13 protein-coding genes are annotated in these 24585 nt (G+C 64.7%); 4 read left to right on the plus strand and 9 right to left on the minus strand.

The features are described 5' to 3' along the window. Positions 1–9: 9 nt before the first annotated feature. Complete coding sequence (locus tag AC30QB_RS11305) at positions 10–1377, plus strand: class II fumarate hydratase (protein ID WP_489546336.1); 1368 nt, start codon at positions 10–12, stop codon at positions 1375–1377. Between the two features lie 51 nt (positions 1378–1428). Here the strand turns inward: AC30QB_RS11305 and AC30QB_RS11310 are convergent, their stop codons facing one another. Then, complete coding sequence (locus tag AC30QB_RS11310) at positions 1429–3063, minus strand: response regulator (RefSeq protein ID WP_489546315.1); 1635 nt, start codon at positions 3061–3063, stop codon at positions 1429–1431. A gap of 319 nt (positions 3064–3382) precedes the next feature. Between AC30QB_RS11310 and AC30QB_RS11315 the strand changes: the two genes are divergently transcribed. Further along, positions 3383–6523: an EAL domain-containing protein gene (locus AC30QB_RS11315; RefSeq protein ID WP_489546316.1), complete on the plus strand. Its 3141-nt coding sequence runs from the start codon at positions 3383–3385 to the stop codon at positions 6521–6523. Between the two features lie 833 nt (positions 6524–7356). On the opposite strand, the gene AC30QB_RS11320 is transcribed toward AC30QB_RS11315, so the two are convergent. Further along, positions 7357–14913 carry a SpvB/TcaC N-terminal domain-containing protein gene (locus AC30QB_RS11320; protein ID WP_489546317.1) on the minus strand — a complete coding sequence of 2519 codons (7557 nt, stop codon included), beginning with the start codon at positions 14911–14913 and terminating at the stop codon, positions 7357–7359. A 4-nt stretch (positions 14914–14917) separates the two neighbouring features. Then, entirely contained in the window at positions 14918–15301 is a 384-nt protein-coding gene (locus AC30QB_RS11325) for a hypothetical protein (protein WP_489546318.1), read from the minus strand. Between the two features lie 531 nt (positions 15302–15832). Between AC30QB_RS11325 and dusA the strand changes: the two genes are divergently transcribed. Then, positions 15833–16819 (plus strand): tRNA dihydrouridine(20/20a) synthase DusA, encoded by a 987-nt coding sequence (dusA, locus tag AC30QB_RS11330; protein ID WP_489546319.1) that lies wholly within the window; start codon positions 15833–15835, stop codon positions 16817–16819. 73 nt (positions 16820–16892) lie between these two features. Continuing rightward, the gene (locus AC30QB_RS11335) at positions 16893–18002 is read left to right on the plus strand and encodes a catalase family protein (RefSeq protein ID WP_489546320.1); all 1110 of its coding nucleotides are present in this window, start codon (positions 16893–16895) and stop codon (positions 18000–18002) included. Here AC30QB_RS11335 and AC30QB_RS11340 read toward each other — a convergent pair. The 6 genes from AC30QB_RS11340 to AC30QB_RS11365 all read right to left on the minus strand — a co-directional run bounded on the left by AC30QB_RS11340 (position 17960) and on the right by AC30QB_RS11365 (position 24584). Continuing rightward, positions 17960–18877, minus strand: coding sequence for a DMT family transporter (locus AC30QB_RS11340; RefSeq protein WP_489546321.1), 918 nt, complete (start codon positions 18875–18877; stop codon positions 17960–17962). The genes AC30QB_RS11335 and AC30QB_RS11340 overlap by 43 nt on opposite strands. 62 nt (positions 18878–18939) lie before the next feature. Continuing rightward, positions 18940–20220 carry a 4-aminobutyrate--2-oxoglutarate transaminase gene (gene gabT, locus AC30QB_RS11345; RefSeq protein WP_489546322.1) on the minus strand — a complete coding sequence of 427 codons (1281 nt, stop codon included), beginning with the start codon at positions 20218–20220 and terminating at the stop codon, positions 18940–18942. 125 nt (positions 20221–20345) lie between these two features. After that, positions 20346–21680, minus strand: coding sequence for a DUF3138 family protein (locus AC30QB_RS11350; protein ID WP_489546323.1), 1335 nt, complete (start codon positions 21678–21680; stop codon positions 20346–20348). Positions 21681–21724: 44 nt separating this feature from the next. Continuing rightward, the gene (locus AC30QB_RS11355) at positions 21725–22552 is read right to left on the minus strand and encodes an ABC transporter permease (protein ID WP_489546324.1); all 828 of its coding nucleotides are present in this window, start codon (positions 22550–22552) and stop codon (positions 21725–21727) included. Then, positions 22549–23478, minus strand: coding sequence for an ABC transporter permease (locus AC30QB_RS11360; protein ID WP_489546325.1), 930 nt, complete (start codon positions 23476–23478; stop codon positions 22549–22551). Before AC30QB_RS11360 ends, AC30QB_RS11355 begins: the two co-directional genes overlap by 4 nt. Beyond that, a complete protein-coding gene (locus tag AC30QB_RS11365) occupies positions 23475–24584 on the minus strand; it encodes an ABC transporter ATP-binding protein (RefSeq protein ID WP_489546326.1) in 1110 nt (369 codons plus the stop codon). The genes AC30QB_RS11360 and AC30QB_RS11365 overlap by 4 nt, the downstream gene beginning before the upstream one ends. Position 24585: the final 1 nt, after the last annotated feature.

The raw sequence follows: 24585 nt of genomic DNA on the forward strand, positions 1-24585 counted from the left end.
AAGACGCGCATGGAGCGCGACAGCATGGGCCCGTTGGCCGTGCCAGCCGACGCGCTCTATGGCGCGCAAACCCAGCGCGCCGTCGACAATTTCCCGGTGAGCGGCCAGCGCATGCCGGCGGCGTTCATCAGCGCGCTGCTGCTGGTCAAACAAGCCGCGGCGCTCGCCAATCTGCGGCTGCGGCAAGTGCCCGAACCCGAGGGCAACGCCATCGTCGATGCCTGCCAGCGCCTGCTCGCCATGAGCGACGCTGAGCGCATGGTGCATTTCCCGCTCGACGTGTTCCAGACCGGCTCGGGCACCAGCAGCAACATGAACGCCAACGAGGTAATCGCCACCGTTGCCAGCGCTGCGTTAGGCGAGCCGGTCAACCCCAACGACCATGTGAACGCCGGCCAGAGCAGCAACGATGCCATACCCACCGCGCTGCACGTGAGCGCCGCACTCGCGCTGCACCGCTTGCTCTTGCCCGCGCTCGAGCATCTGGTGCAAACCACGCGCCACAAGGCCGACAGCGTGCACCGCCATGTGAAGACCGGTCGCACGCACTTGATGGACGCCATGCCCGTGCGCATGAGCCAGGTGCTCGAAGGCTGGGCGCATCAGCTTGAAGCCGGTATCGCTCACCTGCGTGCCCTGATGCCTGCGCTGCAAGGCGTGGCACAAGGCGGCACGGCGGTGGGCACGGGCGTCAATGCGCACCCCCAATTCGCCGTGAGCTTCGCCGCTGAGCTGAGCGCGTTGACAGAGCTTGAATTCCGCCCCGCGGACAACTTCTTTGCCGCCATGGGTTCGCAAGACACCGCGGTGGCGGTGTCCGGCCAATTGAAGGCCGTGGCCGTGTCGCTGATGAAGATTGCGAATGACCTGCGCTGGATGAACTCGGGCCCACTCGCCGGCCTGGGCGAAATTGAGCTCGAAGCCCTGCAACCCGGCTCGTCCATCATGCCCGGCAAGGTGAACCCGGTGATCCCCGAAGCCACGGCCATGGTCGCGGCGCAGGTGATCGGCAACGACGCGGCCATCACCATCGCGGGCCAGTCGGGCAACTTCGAGCTCAACGTGATGCTGCCGCTGGTGGCGCACAACCTCTTGAGCAGCATCGAGCTGCTGGGCAACGTGAGCCGGCTGCTGGCCGACAAGGCCATTGCGAGCTTCACGGTCAACGAAGCGCGGCTCAAAGAGGCGCTGTCGCGCAACCCTATCCTCGTGACCGCGCTCAACCCCTTGATCGGCTATGCCAAAGCGGCCGAGATCGCCAAGCAAGCCTATCGCGAAGGCCGGCCCATTCTCGACGTGGCCGATGAGCAGACCGACCTCGGCCGCGAAAAGCTTGCCGAGCTGCTCGATCCTGAGAAGCTCACTGGGCCGGGTTGATTCGCACCGGGGTTGTGTCGGACGCGCTCCTTCACCGAGCCGACTCGGCACCTACGTAGGAGCCTTCGCGGCCGCGGTCATGCTGCGTGGCTCGTTGGCGCGGCTCATGTGAACCTGGGTGCCGTAGCCGCGGTACTGAGCGTGTAGCGCATCGGCTCGCGCTTTGAGCGTTGGGGCACCTTCCACGCGATCATGGTGGCGCTCAAGGGTGTGCAAGGCGAGGTCGATCAGCTTGGCGTTCAGCGATTTCTCTGCGTTGGTCAGCAGCAGTGTCACCGCCTCGCCCGGCGCCCCTGCGATGGTCCGGGACACGGCCTCTTCAGCCTCAGCGCAGATGGCCGCGTAGGCGTCGTGAATGATTTTGGCGAACGGAGCCTGCGACTTGGCGGCTCGCACCAACAGTTCGCAGGTGGTTCGAGACACGGCAAAGCGCCGGGCCAGCACGTTCACATCGTCTTCCAAGCCTTCGAGTTGAAGCTCGTGTTGGGTCACGCGCACCAGCAGGGCGACCAGGTTGCAGGCGGCTTCGAACTCGAAGTTCTGCGTGCGCACCTCTGCGATGAGCCCGCGAACCTCGCGCACCGCGTCGCCGGGGCGCCGATCAAGCAGCGCCTTCAGGGTGATGGCCACCGCCTCAAATCGGCGCAGCCGGGCGCTGGTCAAAATTGGGGCTCGTGCAGCGCTCAGGCTGCTCAAGGACATCGAGAGCCCGCGCTTGTCGGCCAGATCGAACTGCACTGCAGCCAACAGAACCAAGCCTTGAAGGTCGTACACGCGAGAGTTCAGCCCCAGCCGCGCAGCCTTGCCGAGCACCTCGGCGGCCTCTGCCGGGTCGCCGAAATAGAAAGCCAGCAGGCCGTGCTTGACCATTCGTGCCACGCTTCCCGGGGTGAGTGATGTTGCCTGGCGCAAGGCGGTAAGCGCCATCTCGGGCTGCCCCTGGTCGAGTAGCGTGCGCCCCATCACGTCATAGGCGTCAGCGTAGCTGGGTTGCTCGTTGATCAGGCTTTCCAGCGTGCGACGTGCCTGAACCGCGCTGCCCGAGTCGTACTGTGCGCGCGCCACGCCGAGCCGCGCCCAGGGAACGGCGCCCAGCTTCAGGATGGCATCAAACATGGTTTGCGCGGCGTGCGGCTTGCCCAGGCGCAGCCACAACTCGGCGCCGATGCGCGCCGCCTGCAGCCAGGCAGGGCCTCGCGTATCGAAGCGAATCTGGCAGATCTCAGCCGCTTCGATGTGCTTGTTGCTCTCGACCAGATCGATGATGTCTTTCAGCATCTTCTTGCGCTGGCGGGCTTGAAGCAGCCGCTGGCGCAACGCATCTTGTGTATGGGGTTTCACGAGATAGGCGTCTAGCGCTGCCTCGGCCGCCTCGGCCACCTTGGCGTAACCGGCTTCGCTTGAAATCATCACGACCACGGTCGACAGTGGGAGCAGCTGAGACAGGCGCAGGTCATCCATCAAATCCTGGCCGCTGACCGGCTCGCCATCGAAGTGGTACTCACAGACCACGATGTCGAAATGCTGGGTCTCCAGGAGGCGGCGGGCGTCTTGGGCGCGCTTGGCCTGCGCGACGTTGACGACGCCGAAGTCGTGCAGCATGTTGACCAACGCGCTGCGCGAACCGGCGCTCCCGTCCACGACCAGCGCTTTTGCCTTGGCAATGTCAGCGTCCAGGGGGAGCATGCCGCATCCTTTCTGTGGGGTTGATCTCAGCGTTGCTCGCAATATGCACATTTGTGCGCATTTGAGCTACCGACGCGAGTGTCATTTGTTGCAGGTGGGGAGGCGGCTGAATCCGAACATGTCCCGCTTGTCACTCACAACGACAACGTGTTCGCGGGTGGAGCAGCCGGTTACACACCGGGTTTCGCACCTTTTCATCTTTTGATTGAATTGGCAAGCGATGTTCCACCATTCGGCGTCCACCTGCATGCGGGTGTGAAGACTGTTTGAAGGAAAGCCCGTGGCCCGCACGCATCGGATCGGACAACTAGCCCCCACTGTGCCCGCGCAGACAAGCCCTCTGCACCTGGAGCAGCAGCACCGCATTCTCGACACTGCGCTGTCGTCGATGAGCGACTTCGCCTATATGTACGACCGCGACGGTCGGTTTCTGTACGCGAACCGGGCGCTGCTCGATGCGATGGGCGTGTCGCTAGACGCGATCATCGGCAAAAGCTACAAAGACTTGGGGCTGGCAGACCACCTTGCCCAACGGCTCGCCGACCAACTGCACCAGGTTCTGACGACTGGCCTGCCCGTCAAGGATCAAGGGGTTATGCGGCGTGCCAGTGGCGCCGTCACAGAGCACGAGTACATCTTTCAACCCGTTTTCGCGGCCGATGGCAGCGTTGAGCTGATTGCCGGCTCGTCACGCGACGTGACCGAGCGCAATCGCGCTGCCACCGCGCTGGCTGACAGCGAACGCCGCTTCCGGTTTCTCAGCGCGCTGAGCGACGCCACGCGGGGGCTCGTTGAGCCTATGCAAGTGATGGAAGTGGTGACGCGGCTTCTGGGTCAGCATCTCGGCGCATCGCGCTGCGCCTATGGCGGCGTTGACCTTGCCGCAGACAGTTGCTCAGTCCTGCACGATTACACCGATGGCTGCAGCAGCGTCGTGGGAACCTATCGGTTCTCTGCATTCGGGAGCCTCACGGCAGAAACGCTGCTCTCTGGTCGAACGCTGGTTGTCAATGACGTCGATGCAATGCCGAATGAAGCAGACGGAGCCGCCGGGTTCCGCGGCATTGGCGTTCGCGCGTTGATGGTTTGCCCACTGGTCCATGCCGGCAGCCTGCAGGCATTTCTGGCCGTGCATCAAACCCAGCCACGCGTCTGGCGTGCAGCCGAAATCGCGCTGATCGAAGAAGTGTCTGTGCGCTGCTGGGCCACCATCGAGCAGGTGCGTGCGCACGCGCGCTTGCGCGAAAGCGACCGAGAGCTCAGCATGCTCGCCGAGTCCATGCCGCAGATGGTATGGACGGCCGACGGCAAGGGCGAGATCACTTACCTCAACGAACGCTGGGTCCACTACACAGGGCTTTCGCGCGAAGGCAGCTACGGTTTGCGTTGGACGCAGTCAATCTTCCCGGAAGACTGGCCTGAGACCACCGCCGAATGGGGCCGCGCGGCCAAGGCGGGAGTGACCTTCGAACACGAGTTTCGCCTCCGGCGAATGGACGGCGCGTACCGCTGGTTCCTCGCCCGCGGCGTGCCGATCTTGGGCGAGAACGGGCGCATTCAAAAATGGTTCGGCACCTCGACCGATATCGACGACAAGAAGCAGCTCGAACAAGAGATGCGCTGCCACGCCAAGCAGCAGAGCCTCATCGCCGAGTTCGGCCGCCAGGCGCTGGCGAGTTCTGAGCTGGGCGCGCTGTTCAACTTTGCTGCGCACGCCGCCGTTGAAGGCCTGCCACAGGTTTGCTGCAAGTTCGTGCAGCTGGGCGCTGACAAGAAATCGCTGCTCTGCCGGGCGGGCGTGGGCTGGCAGGGGCGCTGGGCCGGAACGCACGAACTCGACACCCGCGGGCAGGAGCGCCTTCTCCAAGTGATCGAGACCGGCGAGCCCGAGTGCATTGCCGACTTCGACAACCAGACCCGGCACGCTCGTTCCGAGATGCTCGAAGTGCATGCCATCCGCAGCTCAGTGGAGGTGGCGGTGGCGGGAGCCAGCGGCGTCTGCGGAGTGCTAGGGGTCTACGCGCAGCGGCCTGAAGCCTTCACAGCCAAAAATGTTCACTTCATCCAAAGCCTGGCCCACACGCTGGCCACCGCGATGGATCGCAAGACGGCCGACGAGCGCCTGGCCTACCTGGCGCAATTCGACACCTTGACGGGCTTGCCTAACCGGCATCTGGTGATCGATCGGCTCGTGCAGACGCTCTCACTTGCGCAACGCAACGAGCAGCGCGCCGCCGCCGTCGTGATCGATCTCGATCATTTCAAGGCCATCAACGACACACTCGGCCATGCCGTGGGTGACCAACTGCTGGTGCAGGTGGCCGAGCGTCTGAAAGGCTGCGTGCGCGGCAGCGACACAGTGGCAAGGCTGGGTGCAGACGAGTTCGCCTTCGTGCTGTCCAATTTGTCACGCCCGGAAGATGCCGTGCTGGTGGCGCAGAAGGTGGTGGCGGCGCTCGCACTGCCGTTCACGCTGGCCGAAGGCAATGAGGTCTATGTGTCGGCAAGCCTGGGGTTGGCGACGTTTCCCGAAGACGCGCAATCGGCCGCCGATCTGCTAAAAAATGCCGACGCGGCGATGTGGCGCGCCAAGGAACGGGGCCGCAACACCTATCAGCTTTACCTGCCGCAGATGAACGAGCTCGCGCTCGAGCGGCTGACCCTTGAAACCCAGCTGCGCGGCGCCTTGGAGCGTGAAGAGTTCGTGCTGCACTATCAGCCCAAGCTGAACCTGGCCAGTGGCGAGATCAGCGGCTTCGAAGCGTTGCTGCGCTGGCAACACCCACAGCGCGGCCTCGTGCCGCCGCTGAAGTTCATCTCCATCCTCGAAGAAACGGGCTTGATCATCCGCGTGGGCGAGTGGGTCGTGCGCGCGGCGATCGATCAGCTTTTGCGCTGGAAAGCCGAGGGCGTGCCGCTGAGGCCGATCGCGGTCAACGTGTCGGCGCGGCAGTTTCAGCAGCGCGATTTCGACGCGATCATCGGTGCCATCCTGGCCGAGACTGGCATCGATGCGTGTTGGCTTGAGTTCGAGCTGACGGAGTCGATGCTGATGAACGACCCCGAAGAAGCCGTGCGCATCTTGAACAGCATGAGAGCCATGGGTGTGCGCCTCTCAGTCGATGACTTTGGCACCGGATACTCCAGCCTGTCGTACTTGAAGCGCTTCCCACTTGATGCACTCAAGATCGACCGGGCGTTTATGCGCGACGTGACCACCGACGCCGACGACGCCACCATCGCCCAGGCCATCATCGGCCTGGCCCACAACCTCAAATTGAAGGTGGTGGCCGAGGGTGTGGAAACTCAGGCGCAGCTCGATTTCCTGCGGCTGCATGGCTGCGACGAGATGCAGGGCTACTTCTTCTCGCGCCCTGTGCCTGCAGAAGACAGCACCCGCCTGCTGGTCGAAGGTAAGCGCTTAGAAAACTCACAGCCCAAGGACATCGCTGAAGCCTGATTTCGGGGCTGGGAGAATGCGGACATGTCTGCGCACTCAACTGATAGTTTTCCTTGGCGACTGTCGGTCGCTCCAATGACGGACTGGACGGATACCCCATCTAAGAGGTTGACGTGAAACGTGAATTTCCGGATCGCCAAAAGCAGTTGCACCGAAGTGCACCGCCAAGCGCCAATTGCGCCGGCCGCGGCGCGCCAGTTGCACCGCCCGTTGTGACCGGGCTGTGCGCGATGTACGTCGAGCCAAAAAGGGGCCGGGACCGTCGCGAGCCTGGCACGCCCGGCGCATTGCCGACGGTCGGTTCGATCTGTTCAGCCCCATCGGCGCCTCGCTGGTGGATTCACGAGCGGCGAACGGCCGTGCTGGGGGGAGCCCGAAACCGGTGGTGCGGGATGCCCGGCTGTTCGGGCGGCGCTGAACCTGAGCCTGTTTGGTCCGTAGGGAAGGGGACCTTATGTGCGGAACGTCGTGCGCTCGCCCGCAGTCTTCTGGCTACGCATGCGAGCTGACTGGCGGTGAAGCTGCCGTTCGCGGCCAGTTCTTGACGGCCACAAGCGGGCTACCGCCACGGGCTGCTTTCGGGCAGTACATTTGTGCGGTAGGACAAACGTTTGCGCTACGCTAGTGCGTTCGCTGCTGCTGCAAAGCGTCATTGGCCCAACCTAACAGAAGATCTGTACGGACTTGGGCGCCTCACAAATCGCGGCAACCAGGGCTACACGTCAAGTTGCACGGCCAGGTCTTGCGAACAAGCCCGTGCCCGGTATTCACGGGAATGACGGAGTGCTTTCTGCTTGACGTCGAATTGAACTTTGCAGCAAGCAGCGCTGCCCTCAAGGCGCCAAAACACGCTGCACCCCCGTCCACACGAACTGAAACGCCCCCTCTCCGGCGGTGAATGACCCGGCGCCGTACACCACCTGCCCGGTGGGGCCGACCCAGATCGCGGGCGTGGGCAAGCGGTTCCCGATGAAGACTGTGCCGCCCTGGAATGCCTGTTCGGTGAACTGCCAGCCGTCGTTGGCTTTTGCAATCTGCTGCAGCATGCCGCGCACGGCTTGTTCGCGGTAGGGCACTTGCACCGAGCTGATCACTTGGCCGAGCTCCCTCACCATGGTGCGCGAATCGCCGGGTGTCAGCCTAGGGACGGGCGAAACGGTGATGCCAGCGAGGCCGTAGCCCAAGCCCAGCAGCATGTTCCATGCAACAGGCGAGCGCATGTAGAGCCAGATGCTGCCGGAGAGCAAGGCTTCCGAGCCTGCGATCTCGGCCATCACCGGTGCAGCAAACACCGCCAGCGTGCCCGCGCCGGCACCGGCGACCATCAGCTTCTGGTTGCGCAAGGCATCCCCGGTGAGCAGCTCCAGGCTCATATCGGGCGTGTACGCATGGCATCTGCGGCAGAGCACATTGGTGCGCGCGTAGTCGCGCAGCGTGAGGTACTTCTGCAGTTGCGCCGGGTCATTCCAGTCGATCTTGAAGATGCCGGGCACGTTGGCGTTGCCCGGCGTCGATGACGACGATGACGACGCCGTCGTGCTCACGCTTTGCTGTACAGGAGGGGGCAGAAAGGTCGGTGAATTGCTCGCCACCATCGCGCTGCTGGGCAGTGCGCTGAAGCTGTGGAAGCCCGCATCGAACGAGCCTGGCCCGCCCGAGCCCACGGTGGTGCCGATGCCGATGTCTGCCGGCTGGTGGCCCGACGGGTCCACGAAATCGAGCGGCGAGTTGTAGGCGTACGCATAGCGGTTGGCCGCTTGCGGGTGCTGCGGGTCGGCTACGATCGAATCAGGGCCGAGAAATCGGCCGAGAGCCGGGTCGTACAGGCGAGCGCCGAGCAGCTGCAGGTTCGTGCCGCCGAACAAGGTCGCACCTGCTTGCCGACGCGGCACCGGAGCGCTGCTGCTGCCCACGTTGATCGGCACGCCATACGGTCCGTAGTTGCTGCGCGCCACCACGTTGCCGCGTTCGTCGCTTACGGCGCGCAGCGCGTCACCGCGGTCCAGGTGGTACCAGCGCCGCTGGCCTGTGGCTGCTTTTTCGGCGAAGGGATGCCCATCGACCAGCATCAGCTGCACGGCGCCGCTCACGCTCGACTGGCGCAGAAAGTCACCGAAGTGCAGCACTGTCTCGTTGGTTTTGGCCTCGACGGCGAGGTTGCCGAAGGCGTCGTATTCGTAGTCGGTGCGGTCGCCGTTGAAGTCGGTCACCATGGCTGGCAGGTGGTCGAAGTTCCAGTCGATCGAGCGCATCTGGCCGGCCGCGTTGGTCGCCATTGAAAGCAGGCCGTTGTCGTCGTAACGCAGTTGCGTGCTGCCGGCCGCTTGGGCGGCGTGGGGCTGCCTGGCGGCCGGCCCCGGCGCCGTGTAGGTGTAGATGCCAACCGCCGAGTTCGACACCATGTTGCCGGCTAGGTCGTACGCCCACGACTGCGTGTGCGAGCCGGTCACCGATTTCAGGCGCCCCACGGTGTCTGCGCCCACGACCAGGTTCCAGCCGTTGCTGGCCGAGCGGGTGCCCAGTGTCTTGCCGTTGGGCCGGTAGTCATAGGCCACGTCGAACACGTTCGCCGAGCCTCGCATGTCTTTGTGGCTGCGCAGCCAGTTCCGGTTGAGGTCGTATTCCAGGCGGCGCGTCACACCGTTGCCCAAGCTCATGCGCGTGGGCAGGCCATCGGCATTGCGTTCGGCCACCGTGAGCCACGTTCCCACGCCTTCGAGTTGGCCTGCGCCGTCGTAGTGGTAGGTGACGCGCTCACCGTCGGGGTACTGCATCCACTGCAGCGGGCCATCGGGCTGGTAGCCATAGCTGAGGCTGGCTTTGCTGCCGCGAATGCAGCGCGCCACCTTTGCGAAGCGGCCGCCGGCGGTGTAGTCGAACTGCGCGCTCGGGGTCGCACCGCAGCCCGCTTGCGTGAGGTCGGTGAACGAGGTGAGCCGCCCGCGCCCATTGGCGGCGCCGGGCTCGTCGTAGCGCCAGGTGACTTCGGCGTTGCTCGGGTAGAGCTTGCGAACCAGGCGATTGGCGGCGTCGTAGAAAAGTTGCGTGCTGCGGTTGCGCGCGTCGGTGATGGAGGTGAGGTTGTCGCCTTTGTCAAAGCCGCTGCTGCGCCGCCCGAGGTTCGGGTCATCGACCACTGTGTTGCGGCCCAGGCGGTCCCAGGTGTAGCGCGTCGCGTTCCCGATGGGGTCGGTCATGGCGATCAACTGATCGGCCATGTCGTGCTCGAAGCGCGTGGCAAGTGTGGCCGCACCGTCGAAGCCGCGCGTTTCTACATGACGGCCGAAGGCGTCGTGCACCTGCTGCGTGATCCAGCCCGCTTCGTCGGTGATGGTGCTGATGAAGCGGTTGCCGCTGGCGTTCAGGCGAACGCCCACGGCTTTGCCGTCGGCGAACCGGGTGCGCACGTTGCGGCCCGCTTCGTCGTAGCGGTAATCAACGTAAGCGCGCGCGCGAAACGGCCCCGGCTGGCGCCAGCGGCTGAACGCGGAGATGCGCGCCGGCAGCGTGCTCGCGTCCACGTACACGATGCGCTGGCCCAAGACCTCGGTGCCGCCGCGTTCGCTTTTTCGTTCGCGGCGGTACACACGGCCCAAGCCGTCCACATAGTGGCGCTCCCAGGTGGTGCTGGTTTCGTCGGTGATGAATTGCTCGGCCGGGTCGCCCCAGTTCTCATAGCGGCGCACAAGCGAGCCGCCATCGGGGCCATCGGTGCCCGTCCAACGGCCGAAGCCATCGAAACTGTGGCGCTTCACGTCGTTGTTCTGGCCGGTGATGGACAAGGTTTTGCCGAGCACGCGATCCCACTCCAACGTGGCGGTGGTCTGGCCCAGCGCGTTCACCACGTTCGTCGGGTAGACGCGCTGGGCAGCGTCGTAGAAGAAGGCGGTGCCGTGGTTGTTGGCATCCATCGCCGACGCGAGGTTGCCAACGGTGTCGTACTGGAACTTGGTGAGACGCGTGCCTTGTTCCCATAGATCGATGCGCGTGGTGAGCAGGCCTTTGGTGGGCGTGCCGTCGCAGGTGAAGCTCGTGTCGCCGTCGTAGCAGAACATCTTGGCGCGCAGCAGCGCGCCTGAAGAGTCGAGCGCGGCATGCAGCTGCTCGCTGGCCGGCTTGTCAACCACATAGGGCACGGCGGCCCGCTTGAATATCCGCAAGGTGGCACGCGCCAGCCCGTTGCCCAGGCCGTCTTCCACGTCAGCGGTGACGTTGCCGAACTCGTCGTAGCGAAAACTTTGCGTGCGGTTGACGGCCACGGTGTCGTTCGCCTCGCCGTGCAGCACGTGCTGCACGCTGTTGACGAGGCAGCGGTAGGGCGCATCGCCGGAGGGCAGGTAGCTCGTGATCGAGCGTGGGCCGACCCAGCGGCCGCCGGTGCTTTGCGTGCCATGCGCTTGGTCACGGCGCAGGCACTCGTCGCTGATCGAATACTGAGCGAGCTCCACACTGCCGGGCCGGTGGTCCGCCATCGCGCGGGTGCTCGAGGTGTTGCGCCAGCCGAGCAGCGTGCGGTGCGTGTGCGACCACGCTGCGCAGCCGTAGGCAAAGCGGGTGACATCGCGATCAGCGGTGCGGCCGTCGAGAACACGCAGTTCGGCGACCACGCCGAGCTGCAAACCCGCCGGCAAGGCGCAGTCGGCGCTGCCCGAATCGCTGACGGCGCGCTTGTACGCCACCTCGGTTCTCGCGCCGGCATCGAGCTGGGTGATGGCCTCTCGCGCGAGTGGCAAGGCCAGCGATTGAACGCGCACCCCCGTCGTGTTTGCCGAGGTGGGCACCTCGATGCCCATCAGCACGTTGCGGCCATCGGCTTCCAGGTCGCCCCACTGTTGCGCCGCGCGCGGCACGAAGCGCCGGCTGGCGTTGTCAACGGTGGTCTGCAGCACTGCACCGAAGCCCGCACCGCCGCCGGGCAGCACGTAGGCGATCAGGTTGTTGGGCAGTGTGTCGTCGAGATGCAGCCAATCGGCCGCGCCGTCGCCGTTGGTGTCGAGCAGCTGCCAACGGCTGCCTCCCAAGCCTTCTATCGGCACGGCTGTGGTGATAGGGTTCAGGCTGCTCAGCCAGCCGGCACTTGCCAGGGATTCGAGCGCATGCACTAGCGCGCTCGTGTTGGTGTTGGTATTGCTGCGCAGGGCGCGCACGAGGTCGGTGACACCGTCGCCGTTCACATCGGCCGCACGCCAGGCGAGCGGGCTGGTGGCGCCGCGCCAGGCGAGCCAGCCGCCGGCGGCCGGCGGGTGCGTCACGGTGCTGGCGGAGGCTTGCCACACCATGCCGTTGAAGGTGAGCCGCGTCAGCCGCGCGTCGTTGCGGCCCGAGGCGATATGCAGCAGGTCGCCGCGGCCATCGCCGTCGAAGTCGCCTGCTTTCCAGGCCGCGCGGCCCGTATATTGGCCGGGCGCTGCAGCCATCAGCGGCGTCACGTTGGCGGCTTGCCACGAACGTCCGAGCGACCTGAGCGTGCGCACTGCCACGCTGGTGCTGCCGGTGGTCGGGTCGCGTAGCGTCAGCGGCTGAACTAGATCTACGCGGCCGTCGCGGTCGATATCGAGCGCAATCAGGTCGAGCGGCGAATTGCCGCGCACGTTGGCCACCGCTGGCACAGAGACCACGGCTTCACGCGTGAAGCTGCCGTCGCCGCGCGACAGGAACGTTTGCACTTCGAGCGTACAGCCCGCGCCGTGGCTTGTGGGCAGGCATGCGGCGTGAACAAGGTCGGGCCGGCCATCGCCGTCTGCATCCATCACGTGCCACGAGCGCAGCGAGGGGTTGGCGAAAGTGCCCAGCGGGAAGCTGCTGCTGCGGTAGCCGCCGCCCGGTTGTGCGATGAGGCTGAGCACGCTCGTGGAGTTGGTCTCGGGCACGAAAGCGATGAAGTCGCTGCGGCCGTCGGCGTTGAGGTCGGCGGCGATCCATCGCCGCGCGGCCTGTGGCCCCGGCTGCGCCACGCGATCATGCACGATGAAGATGATCTGTCCCGCCAGCCCCTTGCGCACCACCGGCACCACGAAGTCGGCGTAGCCGTCGCCGTTTGTGTCGCCCACTTGCAGCATGGGCAGATCGGCCGGCGACCACTCGGCCCAGGCGTCAGTGACTTCGCGCGAGACCGCGCAGTCGTCCCAGCGCTGCGGAAAGCTGAACGCGCCGTCCTTGTCGGTAGGAACCACCGTGAGCACCGCGCGCTTGAAGGCGCTCGCCGAGCAGTTGACGCCCGCCGTGCCGGGCCCGATGGGCGTGGCCACGAGCAAGTCGGTGCGGCCGTCGCCGTTGGCGTCGCCCAGTGAAAAATGCAGCTCGGTGTTGGCCAGCGCCTGCGGCACGGCCACTTCACTCAAGGCATAGCCGCCGTTGCGCCGAATGGCCGTTCGCACCATGCGCAGCCGCTGGAATCGTTCGCCCTTCACCGGGCCTGCGAAGAACGCCATGTCGGCACGCCCGTCGCCGTTCAGGTCGGCCGCGGCGATGTGGCCAGGCACGGTGTGCAGAAAGTCTTCGCGCTTCCACGGCGTGGGCGTGCGTTCGCGCTCGAAGCCGTCGCCGCGCGAGACCAGCGTGAGCACGTCGTAGCGTATCGAGCACGTCGGGCGGTTGACCGTGGGGTCGCCGAGGTCAGCGCAGGCTTGCACGTCGGCGGGGTTGAGGTCGAGCACGATGAGGTCTGTAAGGCCGTCGCCATCTATATCGCCCGCGGCGATGCGGCGCGTTTCGTAGGGCACGAAGCCGCTGGTGCCGGGCACGGCAACGCCGGGGTCGTCGGCGATTTCTTCGGCAGTGGCCCCGGCATTGAGCGCGCCGGCCGTGCTGGCATACGCGACGCCAAGAAAGTGCTTGCCGCCCGAGTTCTGGAAGGTGCAGGCAAAGTCGGCGCGGCCATCGCCGTTGAAGTCGCCCGGTGTGCACAGCGGCGAGTCTTCGGGAAAGAGGTTTCGCTGGCCCCACACCACGTTGCTGATCCACGGCGTGTCGGAAAAGTCGGGCTGCGCCCACTCGAAGCCGCCCTGGCCATTGGACAGCGCCACGTTGAGCGTCATCACGATGGCGCCGTACGGGTTGGCGGTGTCGAACGCGCGCCAGCTGAGCGCGATGAGATCGTCCATGCCGTCGCCGTTGGCGTCGGCCACCCACAGGCGCACCAGTTTTTCGCGGCCGTCTTGCGGCGGCTCGGTGGGGATCCAGTGGCCGGCTACGCGCAGCGGCAGTTGCGTCGATACGCTGGCTTGCGTGGCGAGCCGTGCGTGCAGTTCAAGCCGCGCTGTCAAGGTGCCCATCTGCGTGAAAAAGCCGCCGGCGACCGAAGAGTCTTCGATCATCGTGTGGACCAAGGTGTCGCTGCGGCCGTCACCGTCGAAGTCGCCGACGAGGTAGCCCGCATCGACGCCCAGGTTCACTACTTGCGACGCGAACGGGAACTGGTCACGCAGCGTGGGTGTGGCGGGCGCGGGCAGGGCGACGAGCGCCGAGCGGCGCGTCTGCCAACTCTGCGTGGCGCGTGGGTTGGCGTAGCCCAGCACGACGGCTGGCAGCGATGCGCCGCTGGGCGTGCCGCTTGCATCGAGCGTGGCGCTGCGTGCGTACTGCGTCACCTTGACAAGGCTGGAGCGCTGGCTGATGGCGGCCGGCGCATACCCGAGCGCGTAGGCGCGGGCGCGCTGGCCTTCGACTTGCACGTCGATGCTGTGCAGGCGCTGCGTCATCCAACCTTTGCCGCCGCGCGCGGCGAAGCCGATCACGTCGAGCCGCTGTTCCCAATACAGCGTGACCACAGTTTGGTTGTAGAGAATCTCACTGAGGTAATCGACGTTGGGCGCGAGCCCCGTGCGTGTGTAGCGATAGTCGACCTGGTTGCCGTGCACGTCGCGCACTTCAGAGAGTAGCCAAATGCCCGTGGCGGGCGATTCTTCATAGCGCTTGCGCGTGCCGTCGCGCTCCCACACCAGCCACTGGCCTGTGTTGTTGGGTGTGCTGGTGGCCGAAGGCTCGAAGGCAATGCGACGAAACGATTCGATCCGGCTCGTGTAGGCCACGAGCGGCGCGGGCAACGCGTACTTGCAGCTGGGGCTCGCAAAGACCGGCCCTGCTGGGTCGGCCCCGGCGCAGGGAATGAGCTCGATGCCGTCGAGCCGAAATCGGTCCGCCGGCGTGCCCGACGGCAGGCCGCCGGTTACCGACGCGCGGCGTATCTGCGATTGGCCAGACAGCGACCAGCCGATGCCCAGCGCGCCGTTGCCGGCTTGCGAGTCGTATTGCAGCGAGAGCGCGGGCGAGATGCCGTGGTACGGCGGCAGCTCGATCGGCACGCTGGTGGCAAAGGCGCCGTTCGGCGTAACGGCTGCAAACGCAGACGCGGCGCTGGCCAACAGCGCTGCGAGCACGAAGCGCTTCACGCGATCACCACAGGCAAAAGCCGCAACCACGCTGAGGGGGCTGGCCTTTGCAGACCCTGATCCACGGGTATTGAAAGGCGCCGGTGCAGCATTGCTCCAGCACACCCGCATCTGGCGTTATCTGCTCAGGCGCTACGACGCATTGGCGGGAGCCCCAACCCGTGCAGGGGCCGGTGTAGGTGGTGCATTCTTCAGGCGGATCCCACGGCCGGCGAAAGGCCCAGGCGGTCAGGCGGTTCATCGCCATGGCGCGGCGCTGGCAGGCCGAGCAGGGCGTGATGCCAAGCGAGCGGGCGAGGGCTGAGAACCAGTCTCCGGGCCGAATGGAGAAACGGCGGATGGGTGGCAGCGGCGATGAGCCGGTCAAGCCTCGTTGCTTTGTCGCCATGGCGGCCTCCTGGAGTGTGGAGGCACAGCGTGGGCGTGAGTGCTATTGGGTGCAAGTGACGTCGGTCATCTGGGCGAGGGTTGATCGTCCGCTCAAGTGATGGGGTAGGCGAGAGCCGGTGGCCTCATGTTCTGCTGTTGCTGCTTGCCATTGCGGATGGAGCCGAGGGTTGCCGGCAGATAACTGCTGTGCAGCGGCAGCGGTTCCTTGCGCACCGGCTCGCCAAACGACCGGTCGCCGGCGGCCTAGCCATGTGTACGAACGACTGCCGTGGGTCGCAAGTTGCTTCGGCGCGCTGATTCAGTCGCCCGAAAGCAGTCACCACCATGACCGTGTGCCATTCATGACGTTGCAAATCCGTAGCAGCGAATTTGAGCGGTCCATCGCGCAGCGGGGCGTCCGAACGTCGTGCTGTGGCGGAACCCCTGAGCACAAGCCATTGATTAAGATGAAGAAATTGCCCCCTGCCGTCCAAGACTTCATGTGGTCTGTCCCATTCCAACTGAACCGACAGACTGACGATTAATTCATATGAATCAACAACTTAGCCAATGGCGCTTGTGTACAGCACCCATGATGGACTGGACCGATCGGCACTGCCGCTACTTCCACCGCCTGCTCACGAAGCGCACACGCCTTTACACCGAAATGGTGACCACCGGCGCGCTCTTGCATGGCGATGTGCCGCGCCATCTTGATTTCAGCGCTGAAGAACACCCCGTGGCCTTGCAGCTGGGCGGCAGCGAGCCGCACGACCTCGCAGCCTGCGCAAAGCTGGCGCAGCAATGGGGCTACGACGAAGTCAACCTCAACTGCGGTTGCCCCAGCGAGCGTGTGCAGCGCGGTGCGTTTGGCGCTTGCCTGATGAACGAGCCGCAGTTGGTCGCCGACGGCGTGAAAGCCATGCGCGACGCCGTGAGCTTGCCGGTGACGGTGAAGCATCGCATCGGCATTGACCACACCGAGAGCTACGCCTTCGTACGCGACTTCGTGGGCAGCGTGGCCGAGGCCGGCTGCGAGGTGTTCATGGTGCACGCGCGCAACGCCTGGCTCAAAGGCTTGAGCCCGAAAGAAAACCGCGAAGTGCCTCCATTGCGCTACGAGATGGTCTACCAGCTCAAGCGCGACTTCCCGCACCTCACCATCGTGCTCAATGGCGGTGTGACGACGAATGAGCAAATCACCGAACACCTGGCGCACATAGACGGCGTGATGCTCGGCCGCGAGGCTTATCACAACCCCTGGGTCATGGCCGAATGGGACGCCCGCTTTCTGGGCGTTGCCTCTCTCGCCATCAGCCGCGAAGAAGTTGAAGCGCGCATGGTCGAGTACATGGCACGGGTTGGCACCAGCGGTGAGCCTTGGTCACATGTCTCGCGTCACATGCTTGGCCTGCGCCATGGCTTGCCGGGTGCGCGGCGCTGGCGCCAGGTGTGGTCGGATCACCGGTTGAAGGGCGAGCCCGTGCGCGCCGTGAGCGAGATCGCCTCGGGCGCCAGCCACGTAGGAGTGGGCTGACAACAGGATCAGGTTGTGCACGGCCCAGCAGGCGTCCAAGATGGGTTGCATCTCATCTCCCCCTGGAGCGCTCATGGATGCCAACGGCACGCCCATTCCCTACGATGCTTCGTTCGAGCAGATTGCTGCCGACGAAGCCGAGACCATTGCCGGTTTGCAAGAAGCCTTGCTTGAGGTCTCGCGCACCACCTATGCCCACACAGGCCGCGGCCTGCGCGCCGTGCACGCAAAGGGGCACGGCTTGTTGCGTGGCGAGATGCGTGTGCTGGGTGGGCTGCAGCCACAGTGGGCGCAAGGCATATTTGCGCGCCCGCGCACCTACCCGGTGGTGATGCGCCTGTCGACCTCACCCGGCGATCTGCTTGACGACAGCGTTTCGCTTCCGCGGGGCATGGCGATCAAGGTGCTCGGTGTGGACGGCGAACGACTGCCGGGCTCCGCTGGCGCCACGACGCAAGATTTCTTGATGGTCGATGGCCCGGACTTTGTGGCGCCAGATGCCAAGCATTTCCTGAAGAGTGTGAAGCTGGTAGCGGCGACCACCGACAAGGCCCAGGGGCTGAAAAAGGGTCTGTCGGCGGTATTGCGTGGCGTGGAGCGTGCCCTGGAAGCCGAGCTGATCGAGAGCCCCACGCTCAAGGGCATGGGCGGCCACCCGATGACCCACATCCTTGGCGAGAGCTTCTTCACCCAGGTGCCGCTGCGGCATGGGAAGTACATGGGCAAGCTGTCACTGGTGCCCGTCTCGCCATCGCTGACAGCCCTGACCGGCGCCCCGCTTGACCTGGTGAAGAGGCCCGATGGCTTGCGCGAGGCGGTGCGAGATTACTTTCGTGACCACAGCGCCGAATGGGAGCTTCGCGTGCAGCTGTGCACCGATCTCGAAACCATGCCCATCGAAGACGCTTCGGTGGCGTGGCCTGAGTTGCAGAGCCCCTTCATTGCCGTGGCGCGTATCACCGCGCCGCGCCAGGTGTCGTGGGACGGCGCGCGTTCGGTGTCGATGGAAGATCGCCTGTGCTTCAGCCCGTGGCATGGCGTGGTTGATCACCAGCCGCTGGGCTCAGTGATGCGTGCGCGCAAGCAGGTGTATGAAGCCTCGGCGCAATTCCGATCCAGCCGCAATGGCTGCCCAATGCATCAGCCGCGTTCGGTCGGCGAAGCGGTGGCGCCAACGCCCTGAGTTGGCCAAGTGGCCAGCGCCACGCCGATCAGGGCCAGCGCAAAAGCGCCAGCCTGCCCGATGCTGAAGCGCTCGCCAAGAAACAGCACGCCTACGAGCGCCGCGCTCACCGGCAGCAGCACGGTGAAGACGCCCGCCGCAGAAGCCGGCACGTGCTTGAGCCCTGTCATCCACAACCACACGGTGACCATGCTCGCTGCGAGCGAATAGAAGAGCAGCAGCCACCACGAGGCCGCAGGCACCGCCGCAAAGTCGAACGACAGCGCCTGCCAAAGGCCGAAGGGCGTAACCAGCAACAGCCCCCACAAATTGACGAGCGCGCTGATGCGCTTGGCCGACACCTGGCCGGTGAGCTTCTTGCCCATCACGACATAGCTGGCCTCGCAGACCACGGCGCAGAACAGCAGCACATTGCCCAGCAGCGAAGCGGGCGCTGAGCCTTGCGCCGTCTTGGTGAGTGACACCAGCGCGATACCGCCGACGGCGCAGGCGACGCCAGCTGCCACGCGGCCGGTGATGCGCTCTTTGAGCACAAGCCACGACATCACGGCCACCACCGCCGGGATGGCCGCCATGATCACACCAGCCGCCAGCGCAGAGGTCATCGACACGCCGAACAGCATGCAGATGGAAAACAAGAAGTTGCCGAAGAAGGATTCGAAAAACAGCAAGCCGCGGTCGTGCCGGCTCAGCGGCGCTTCACCGGCCGAGCGCTTGACCCAACCGACCATTGCCACGGCGGCGATGCCGAAGCGCAGCCAAGCCAGCAGGAAGACGGGGAACACCAGCACCAGGACCTTGGAGAAGCCGACGTAGCTGCCGACCAGGGCCATGCTGCTGGCAAGGAAGAGGTAGGAAATCCAGGGTGAGCGCATCGGGGAGGATCATGCCGCAGCTCAGGCGCGGCCCTGTGCGACCGGCGTTTCGCGCAGCTGCTCTACCGGGCGGCTGCTTCGAGCAAGGCGCTCTTCAAGATGTCGAGCGCTTCGTCGAAGTGCGGTTGCGCAATCGTCAGCGGAAAGAGAAAGCGGATCACGTTGCCGTCGACGCCGCAGGTGAGCAGGATCAGCCCGCGCTTGAGCGCATGAGCCTGCACGAGCTTGGCAAAGTTGGCGTGGGGCTCGCCGCTGGTGCGCTGGCTGAACTCGACCGCCACCATGGCACCCAGGCCGCGGATGTCGCTGATCTGCGGCACCTCGGCGCACAGGCCGTTGAGCATCACCTTTAACGTGTCACCGAGCTTTTGGCCCCGCTCGGGCAAGCGCTCGTCGCGCATCACGTCGATCACCGCATGCGCGGCGGCAATGGCGAGTGGGTTGCCGGCGTAGGTGCCGCCCAGGCCGCCGGGTGCGGGCGCGTCCATGATCTCGGCCTTGCCCGTCACCGCCGACAGCGGCAGCCCGGCCGCCAGCGACTTGGCGCTGACCAAGATGTCGGGCAGCACGCCGTAATGCTCCATGGCAAACAGCTTGCCGGTGCGGCCGAAGCCGGTCTGTACCTCGTCGGCAATGAGCACGATGCCGTGCTCATCGCACAGCGCGCGCAGCCACTGCACGGCCTCGGCGCGTATGACGTTGAAGCCGCCTTCACCCTGCACAGGCTCGAACACGATGGCCGCCACGCGGCTGGGCTCTATGTCGGCCTTGAAGAGGTGGTGCACGGCTTTCTTCACGTCTTCAAGCGGTGTGCGCTCGCAAGGGAAGGGCGCGTGGTAAATCTCGGCCGGGAAGGGCCCGAAGCCGGCCTTGTAGGGCTGCACCTTGCCGGTGAGCGCCACGGCAAAGAGGCTGCGGCCATGGAAGGCGCCACCGAAAGCGATCACGCCGGCTCGCTTGGTGTGCGAGCGGGCGATCTTCACGGCGTTTTCGATGGCTTCGGCGCCGGTGCTGAAGAGTGCAGTTTTCTTGGCGTGGTCTCCGGGTGTGAGCGCATTGAGTTTTTCGGCGAGCGCGATGTAACCCTCGTAAGGCACCACCTGATAGCAGGTGTGGGTGAAGCGCTTCAGCTGCGCTTCTAGCGCCGCCACGACGCGCGGGTGGCGGTGGCCGGTGTTCATGACGGCGATGCCGCCGGCGAAATCAAGGTAGCGCTTGCCTTCCACGTCCCACAGCTCGCCGTTTTCGGCGCGGTCGGCGAAGAAGGTGCCCATCACGCCCACGCCACGGGGTGTGGCGGCGGCCTTGCGGGCCATGAGTTGCTCATTGAGGGAATGGTTCATGTTTGCGCTCTCCTGTTCATCGGCATTTCCGCCGTGGCGGGAAACCACGATACGCCACGACGCTGGATTCCGCTTTCGCGGGAATGACGGCGGCGGGGTTTAGAGGTCTATGAGTGCGGCTTGCCTCAGAAGCTGACCACCACCGCGGCACCGAGCACGTGGTTGCTCTTCTTGTACTCGCCGTCTTTCACGTAGAGAAACACCGGCTGGCTGGCGCGGTCCATGCGGTACTCGAACTTGAGAGTGGTGTTCAGGTTGAAGAGATAGCCCATGCCCAAAGACAAGGCATAGCGGTTGGCACCGACCTCGGAGTCACCCGCCGGGTCGGGGCCGACGCCGTTGCGGTCATCGGCGCCGTAGCCCAGCAGGCCGCCACCGTTCTTCTTGTTGTTGAGGTAGTCCAAGCGCACGATGCCTTCAAACCGCGGCGTGAACTTGAGGGCCGCCAAGGTCGACAAGCCGTACCACTGCGCTTTGCGCAGCTCGCCAGTGTCGGGGTCGGGGGTGATGGAGGCGTCTTTCTGCTGGCCGACGCTGAGCTGGGCTTGCGCCGTCAGGTCACCGCGAATGAAATAGGCATCGACCTCGAAGAGGTGCAGGGCCGTGTCACGCCCGCCGTTCACCAGGTTGGCCGCCTTGCCATGCACGCCTGCAAAACCGAAGCCCTGGAACTCGCCCTTGGCATAGTCGACGCGGTAGGCGATGACGGGCGTTTTCTCGCCGGCTGCGCGCTTGGAGGCATTCATGTTGGCCACCACGCCCTTGACGATCCACTTGCCGCGGGTGATTTCCATGCCGGCACCGGTGTAGGCCGTGGGCAGAGTGAAGTCGAACAACAGGTTGTGGGTGATGAGCTTGTTGAGCGTGGGTTGCAGGTACTCGTAGCCCGACCAGTCGGGAATCTGCCCGGCGATGAAGCGGGTTTGCAAGTCGCCGAGTGGCAGCGACACGGTGGCTTCGTGCACCACCGAGCTGCCGTCGAACACGGCGCCCACGCCACGGTTGGGAGCGAGGGTGAAGCGCCACTTGGTGCCGCCTTCCATTTCCTTCTGGAAGTCGAGCATGGCCATGCCGAAATACGAGTTGTCGTAGTTGTAGCCATCGTCGTCCACGCGGTTCAGAAACTGGAAGCCCGAGCGGTTTTGCGCTTTGTTGTAGATGAAGCTCGGGTCCATCTGGCCGCTGATCTTGAGACCGCGAAAGCCCATGGCTTCCTGGTTGTCTTCAAGGGCCTCGGTCTTGATGGCGATGCGGTTGAAGTCTTGCTTTTCCTGCGCGGTCATGCCGCCCTCTGCAGGCTTGCTCTCGGCGTCTTTGAGCTTTTGCTCCAGCGCATTCACCTTGTCTTTCAACGCCTTTTGCTCTTTGCGCAGGTCGTCGAGCGACTGTGCGCCTGCGACTATCGGGAAGGCGGCGAGCAAGGCCAGGCTCAAAGCGGCGGGGTGCCAGAACTTCTTCATGGTTTTTCTCCTCTAGGCTGCGGTGGTTGTGTAGGGGGGACAGGTCAGTTGCGTGCGGCTTCGGCCATCTCGCATGCACGCTTGCGCTCGTTGCGGGCAATCATCAGGCTGGCCACGATCACGCCGATCGACACCACCAGCACGATCAGGGTTGCCACGGCGTTAACGCTGGGGCTGATGCCCAGCCGCGCGCGCGAGAAGATCACAAGCGGCATGGTGGTAGAGCCCGGGCCTGACAGAAAGGCCGAGATCACCACGTCGTCGAGCGAGAGCGTGAAGGTGAGCAGCCAAGCCGACAGCAGCGCCTGCGAGATCATGGGCAAGGTGACGAGCGCAAACACCTGCCATGGGCGAGCGCCCAGATCGAGTGCGGCCTCTTCGAGCTGGGGATTCAGGTCGTTAAGGCGCGCTTGCACCACCACGGTGGCGTAAGCCAGGCCGAGCAGCAGGTGGCCAAACCAGATCGTCATCATGCCGCGCTCGGGGAAACCGAGCAGGCGCTGCACCGACACCAACATCAGCAGCAGCGACAAGCCGATGATCACTTCGGGCATCACGAGCGGTGCCGTCACCATGCCGGAGAACATCGTGCGGCCCGCAAATCGCTTGTACTTGACCAGCGCAAAGGCGGCCAGCGTGCCCAGCACGACCGACGCGCACGCCGTCATGAAAGCGATCTTGAGCGACAGCCAAAAGCCGCCAAGCATCTCCGTGTCAGAGGCAAGTTTGACGTACCACTTGAGCGTGAAACCGCGCCAGATGTTGGGCACGGGCGAGTCGTTGAACGAGTAAAGCACCAGTGCCACGATGGGCAGGTACAGGAACAGGTAACCCGCTGACAACCAGGCCTTGCCAAAGAGCTTGGGGTTCACTTGTGAGCCTCCTGCGCTTCAGCCTGGTATTTGTTCAACAGAGCCAGTGGCACGATGATCAGCAGCACCATCACCACCGCGACCGTCGAGGCCATGGGCCAGTCGTTGTTGCTGAAGAATTCGTCCCACAGCACGTGGCCGATCATCAGCGTTTGCGGGCCGCCCAATAGTTCAGGGATGACGAACTCACCCACACAGGGTATGAACACCAACATGCTGCCGGCGATGATGCCGGCCTTGGACAGCGGCACCGTCACCTTCCAGAATGCCACCCAGGCGGTGGCGCCCAGGTCGGTTGCGGCCTCTAGCAAGCGCAGGTCCATCTTGGCCAAGTTGGAGTACAGCGGCAAGATCATGAAGGGCAGGTAGGTGTAGGTCATGCCCAGCACCAGCGAGAAGGGCGTGTTCATCAGCTGGCCCGGCGAAGGGATCACGCCGACGGCAACCAGCAGGTGGTCGAGGCCGGTGCCGGTGATCAGGTCATGGGCCCAGCCATGCTCGCTGAGCAGCCCCTTCCAGGCGTACACGCGCAGCAGAAACGAAGTCCAGAAGGGCAACATCACCAGCATCAGCAAGGCTGGTTGCACAGTGGCCTTGGCGCGCGCCATGAAGTAGGCGAAGGGGTAGCCGATGAACAGGCACAGCAGCGTGGTGATGCCGGCGTACTTGATGCTCGACCAATAGGTCTTGATGTAGAGGTCGTCTTGCGTGAGGAAGAAGTAGTTGCCAAAGCGCAGCGACAGCTGCAACACCCCTTCCTTGAAACTGATGAGGTCCTTGAAGTGCACGGCCTCCATCTCGGAGACGCTGATCTTCAGCACGATGAGAAACGGCAAGAGAAAGAACGCCAGCAGCCACAGGTAGGGCACACCGATCACGGCCGCGCGGCCAGTCCATGGCCAGCGCAGGCGGTCGGCCAGCTTCATGCTGTCAGCACCACTTGGGCGGTGGGCGACCAGCTGGCCCAGGTGGTGTCGCCCCAGGTCAGCGGCTTGTCGCGATGGCGCTCGGTGTTGCTCTCGCTCACCTTGAGCATCTTGCCGCTGGCAAGTGCCAGGTGGTAGACGGTATAGCTGCCGAAGTACGACATGTCTTTCACCGTGCCATGCACCTGGTTGTGGTCGGTGCTCGGCTTGTCAGAGTCGAGCCGGATTTTCTCGGGCCGCAAGGCCACCGTCACGCCCATGCCTTCGGTGCCGGTGATGCCGTGGCCCACGTAATGGGTGCAGTCGGTGCAGGTGATCACCGCATGGTCGGGCTGGTCGACGGTGAGTGCGCCCTCCATCAGGTTGACGTTGCCGATGAAGTCGGCCACGAAGCGGGTGGCGGGTGTTTCATAAATGTCGCTGGGCGCGCCCACCTGGAGGAAACGGCCCTCGCTCATCACTGCGATGCGCGAGGCCATGGTCATGGCTTCTTCCTGGTCGTGGGTGACCATCACGCAGGTGACGCCCACGTTTTCGATGATGTTGACGAGCTCGATCTGCGTCTCTTCGCGCAGCTTCTTGTCGAGTGCACCCAGCGGTTCGTCCAGCAAGAGAAGTTGGGGCTTCTTGGCCAGACTGCGTGCCAGGGCCACGCGCTGCTGCTGCCCGCCCGAAAGCTGGTGCGGCTTGCGCTTGGCGAACTTGCCGAGCTGCACCAGCTTCAGCATGGTCTCAACCTGCGCGGCGACCTGGTCCTTGGGCAGCTTGTCGCGCTTGAGACCGAAGGCCACGTTTTCCCATACCGTGAGGTGAGGGAAGAGCGCATAGCTCTGAAACATCATGTTCAGCGGCCGCTCGCAGGGCAGCAGCCCGGCCAGGTCTTGCCCGTTGAGGATGATCTGGCCCGAGGTGGGCGTCTCGAAGCCCGCCAGCATGCGCAGCAAGGTGGTCTTGCCACAACCCGATGAGCCCAGCAGCGCAAAGATCTCGCCCTGAGCGATGTCTATGCTGACGTTGTTGACGGCCTTGTAGCCGTCGAAGTCTTTCACCACCTCACGGATCTGCAGGAACGCAGAGGCCGCGTCGGGCTGGGCTGCCGGCGCCATG

It is taken from the genome of Rhizobacter sp., assembly GCF_046595475.1.
In the GTDB taxonomy this organism is placed as follows: domain Bacteria; phylum Pseudomonadota; class Gammaproteobacteria; order Burkholderiales; family Burkholderiaceae_C; genus Rhizobacter.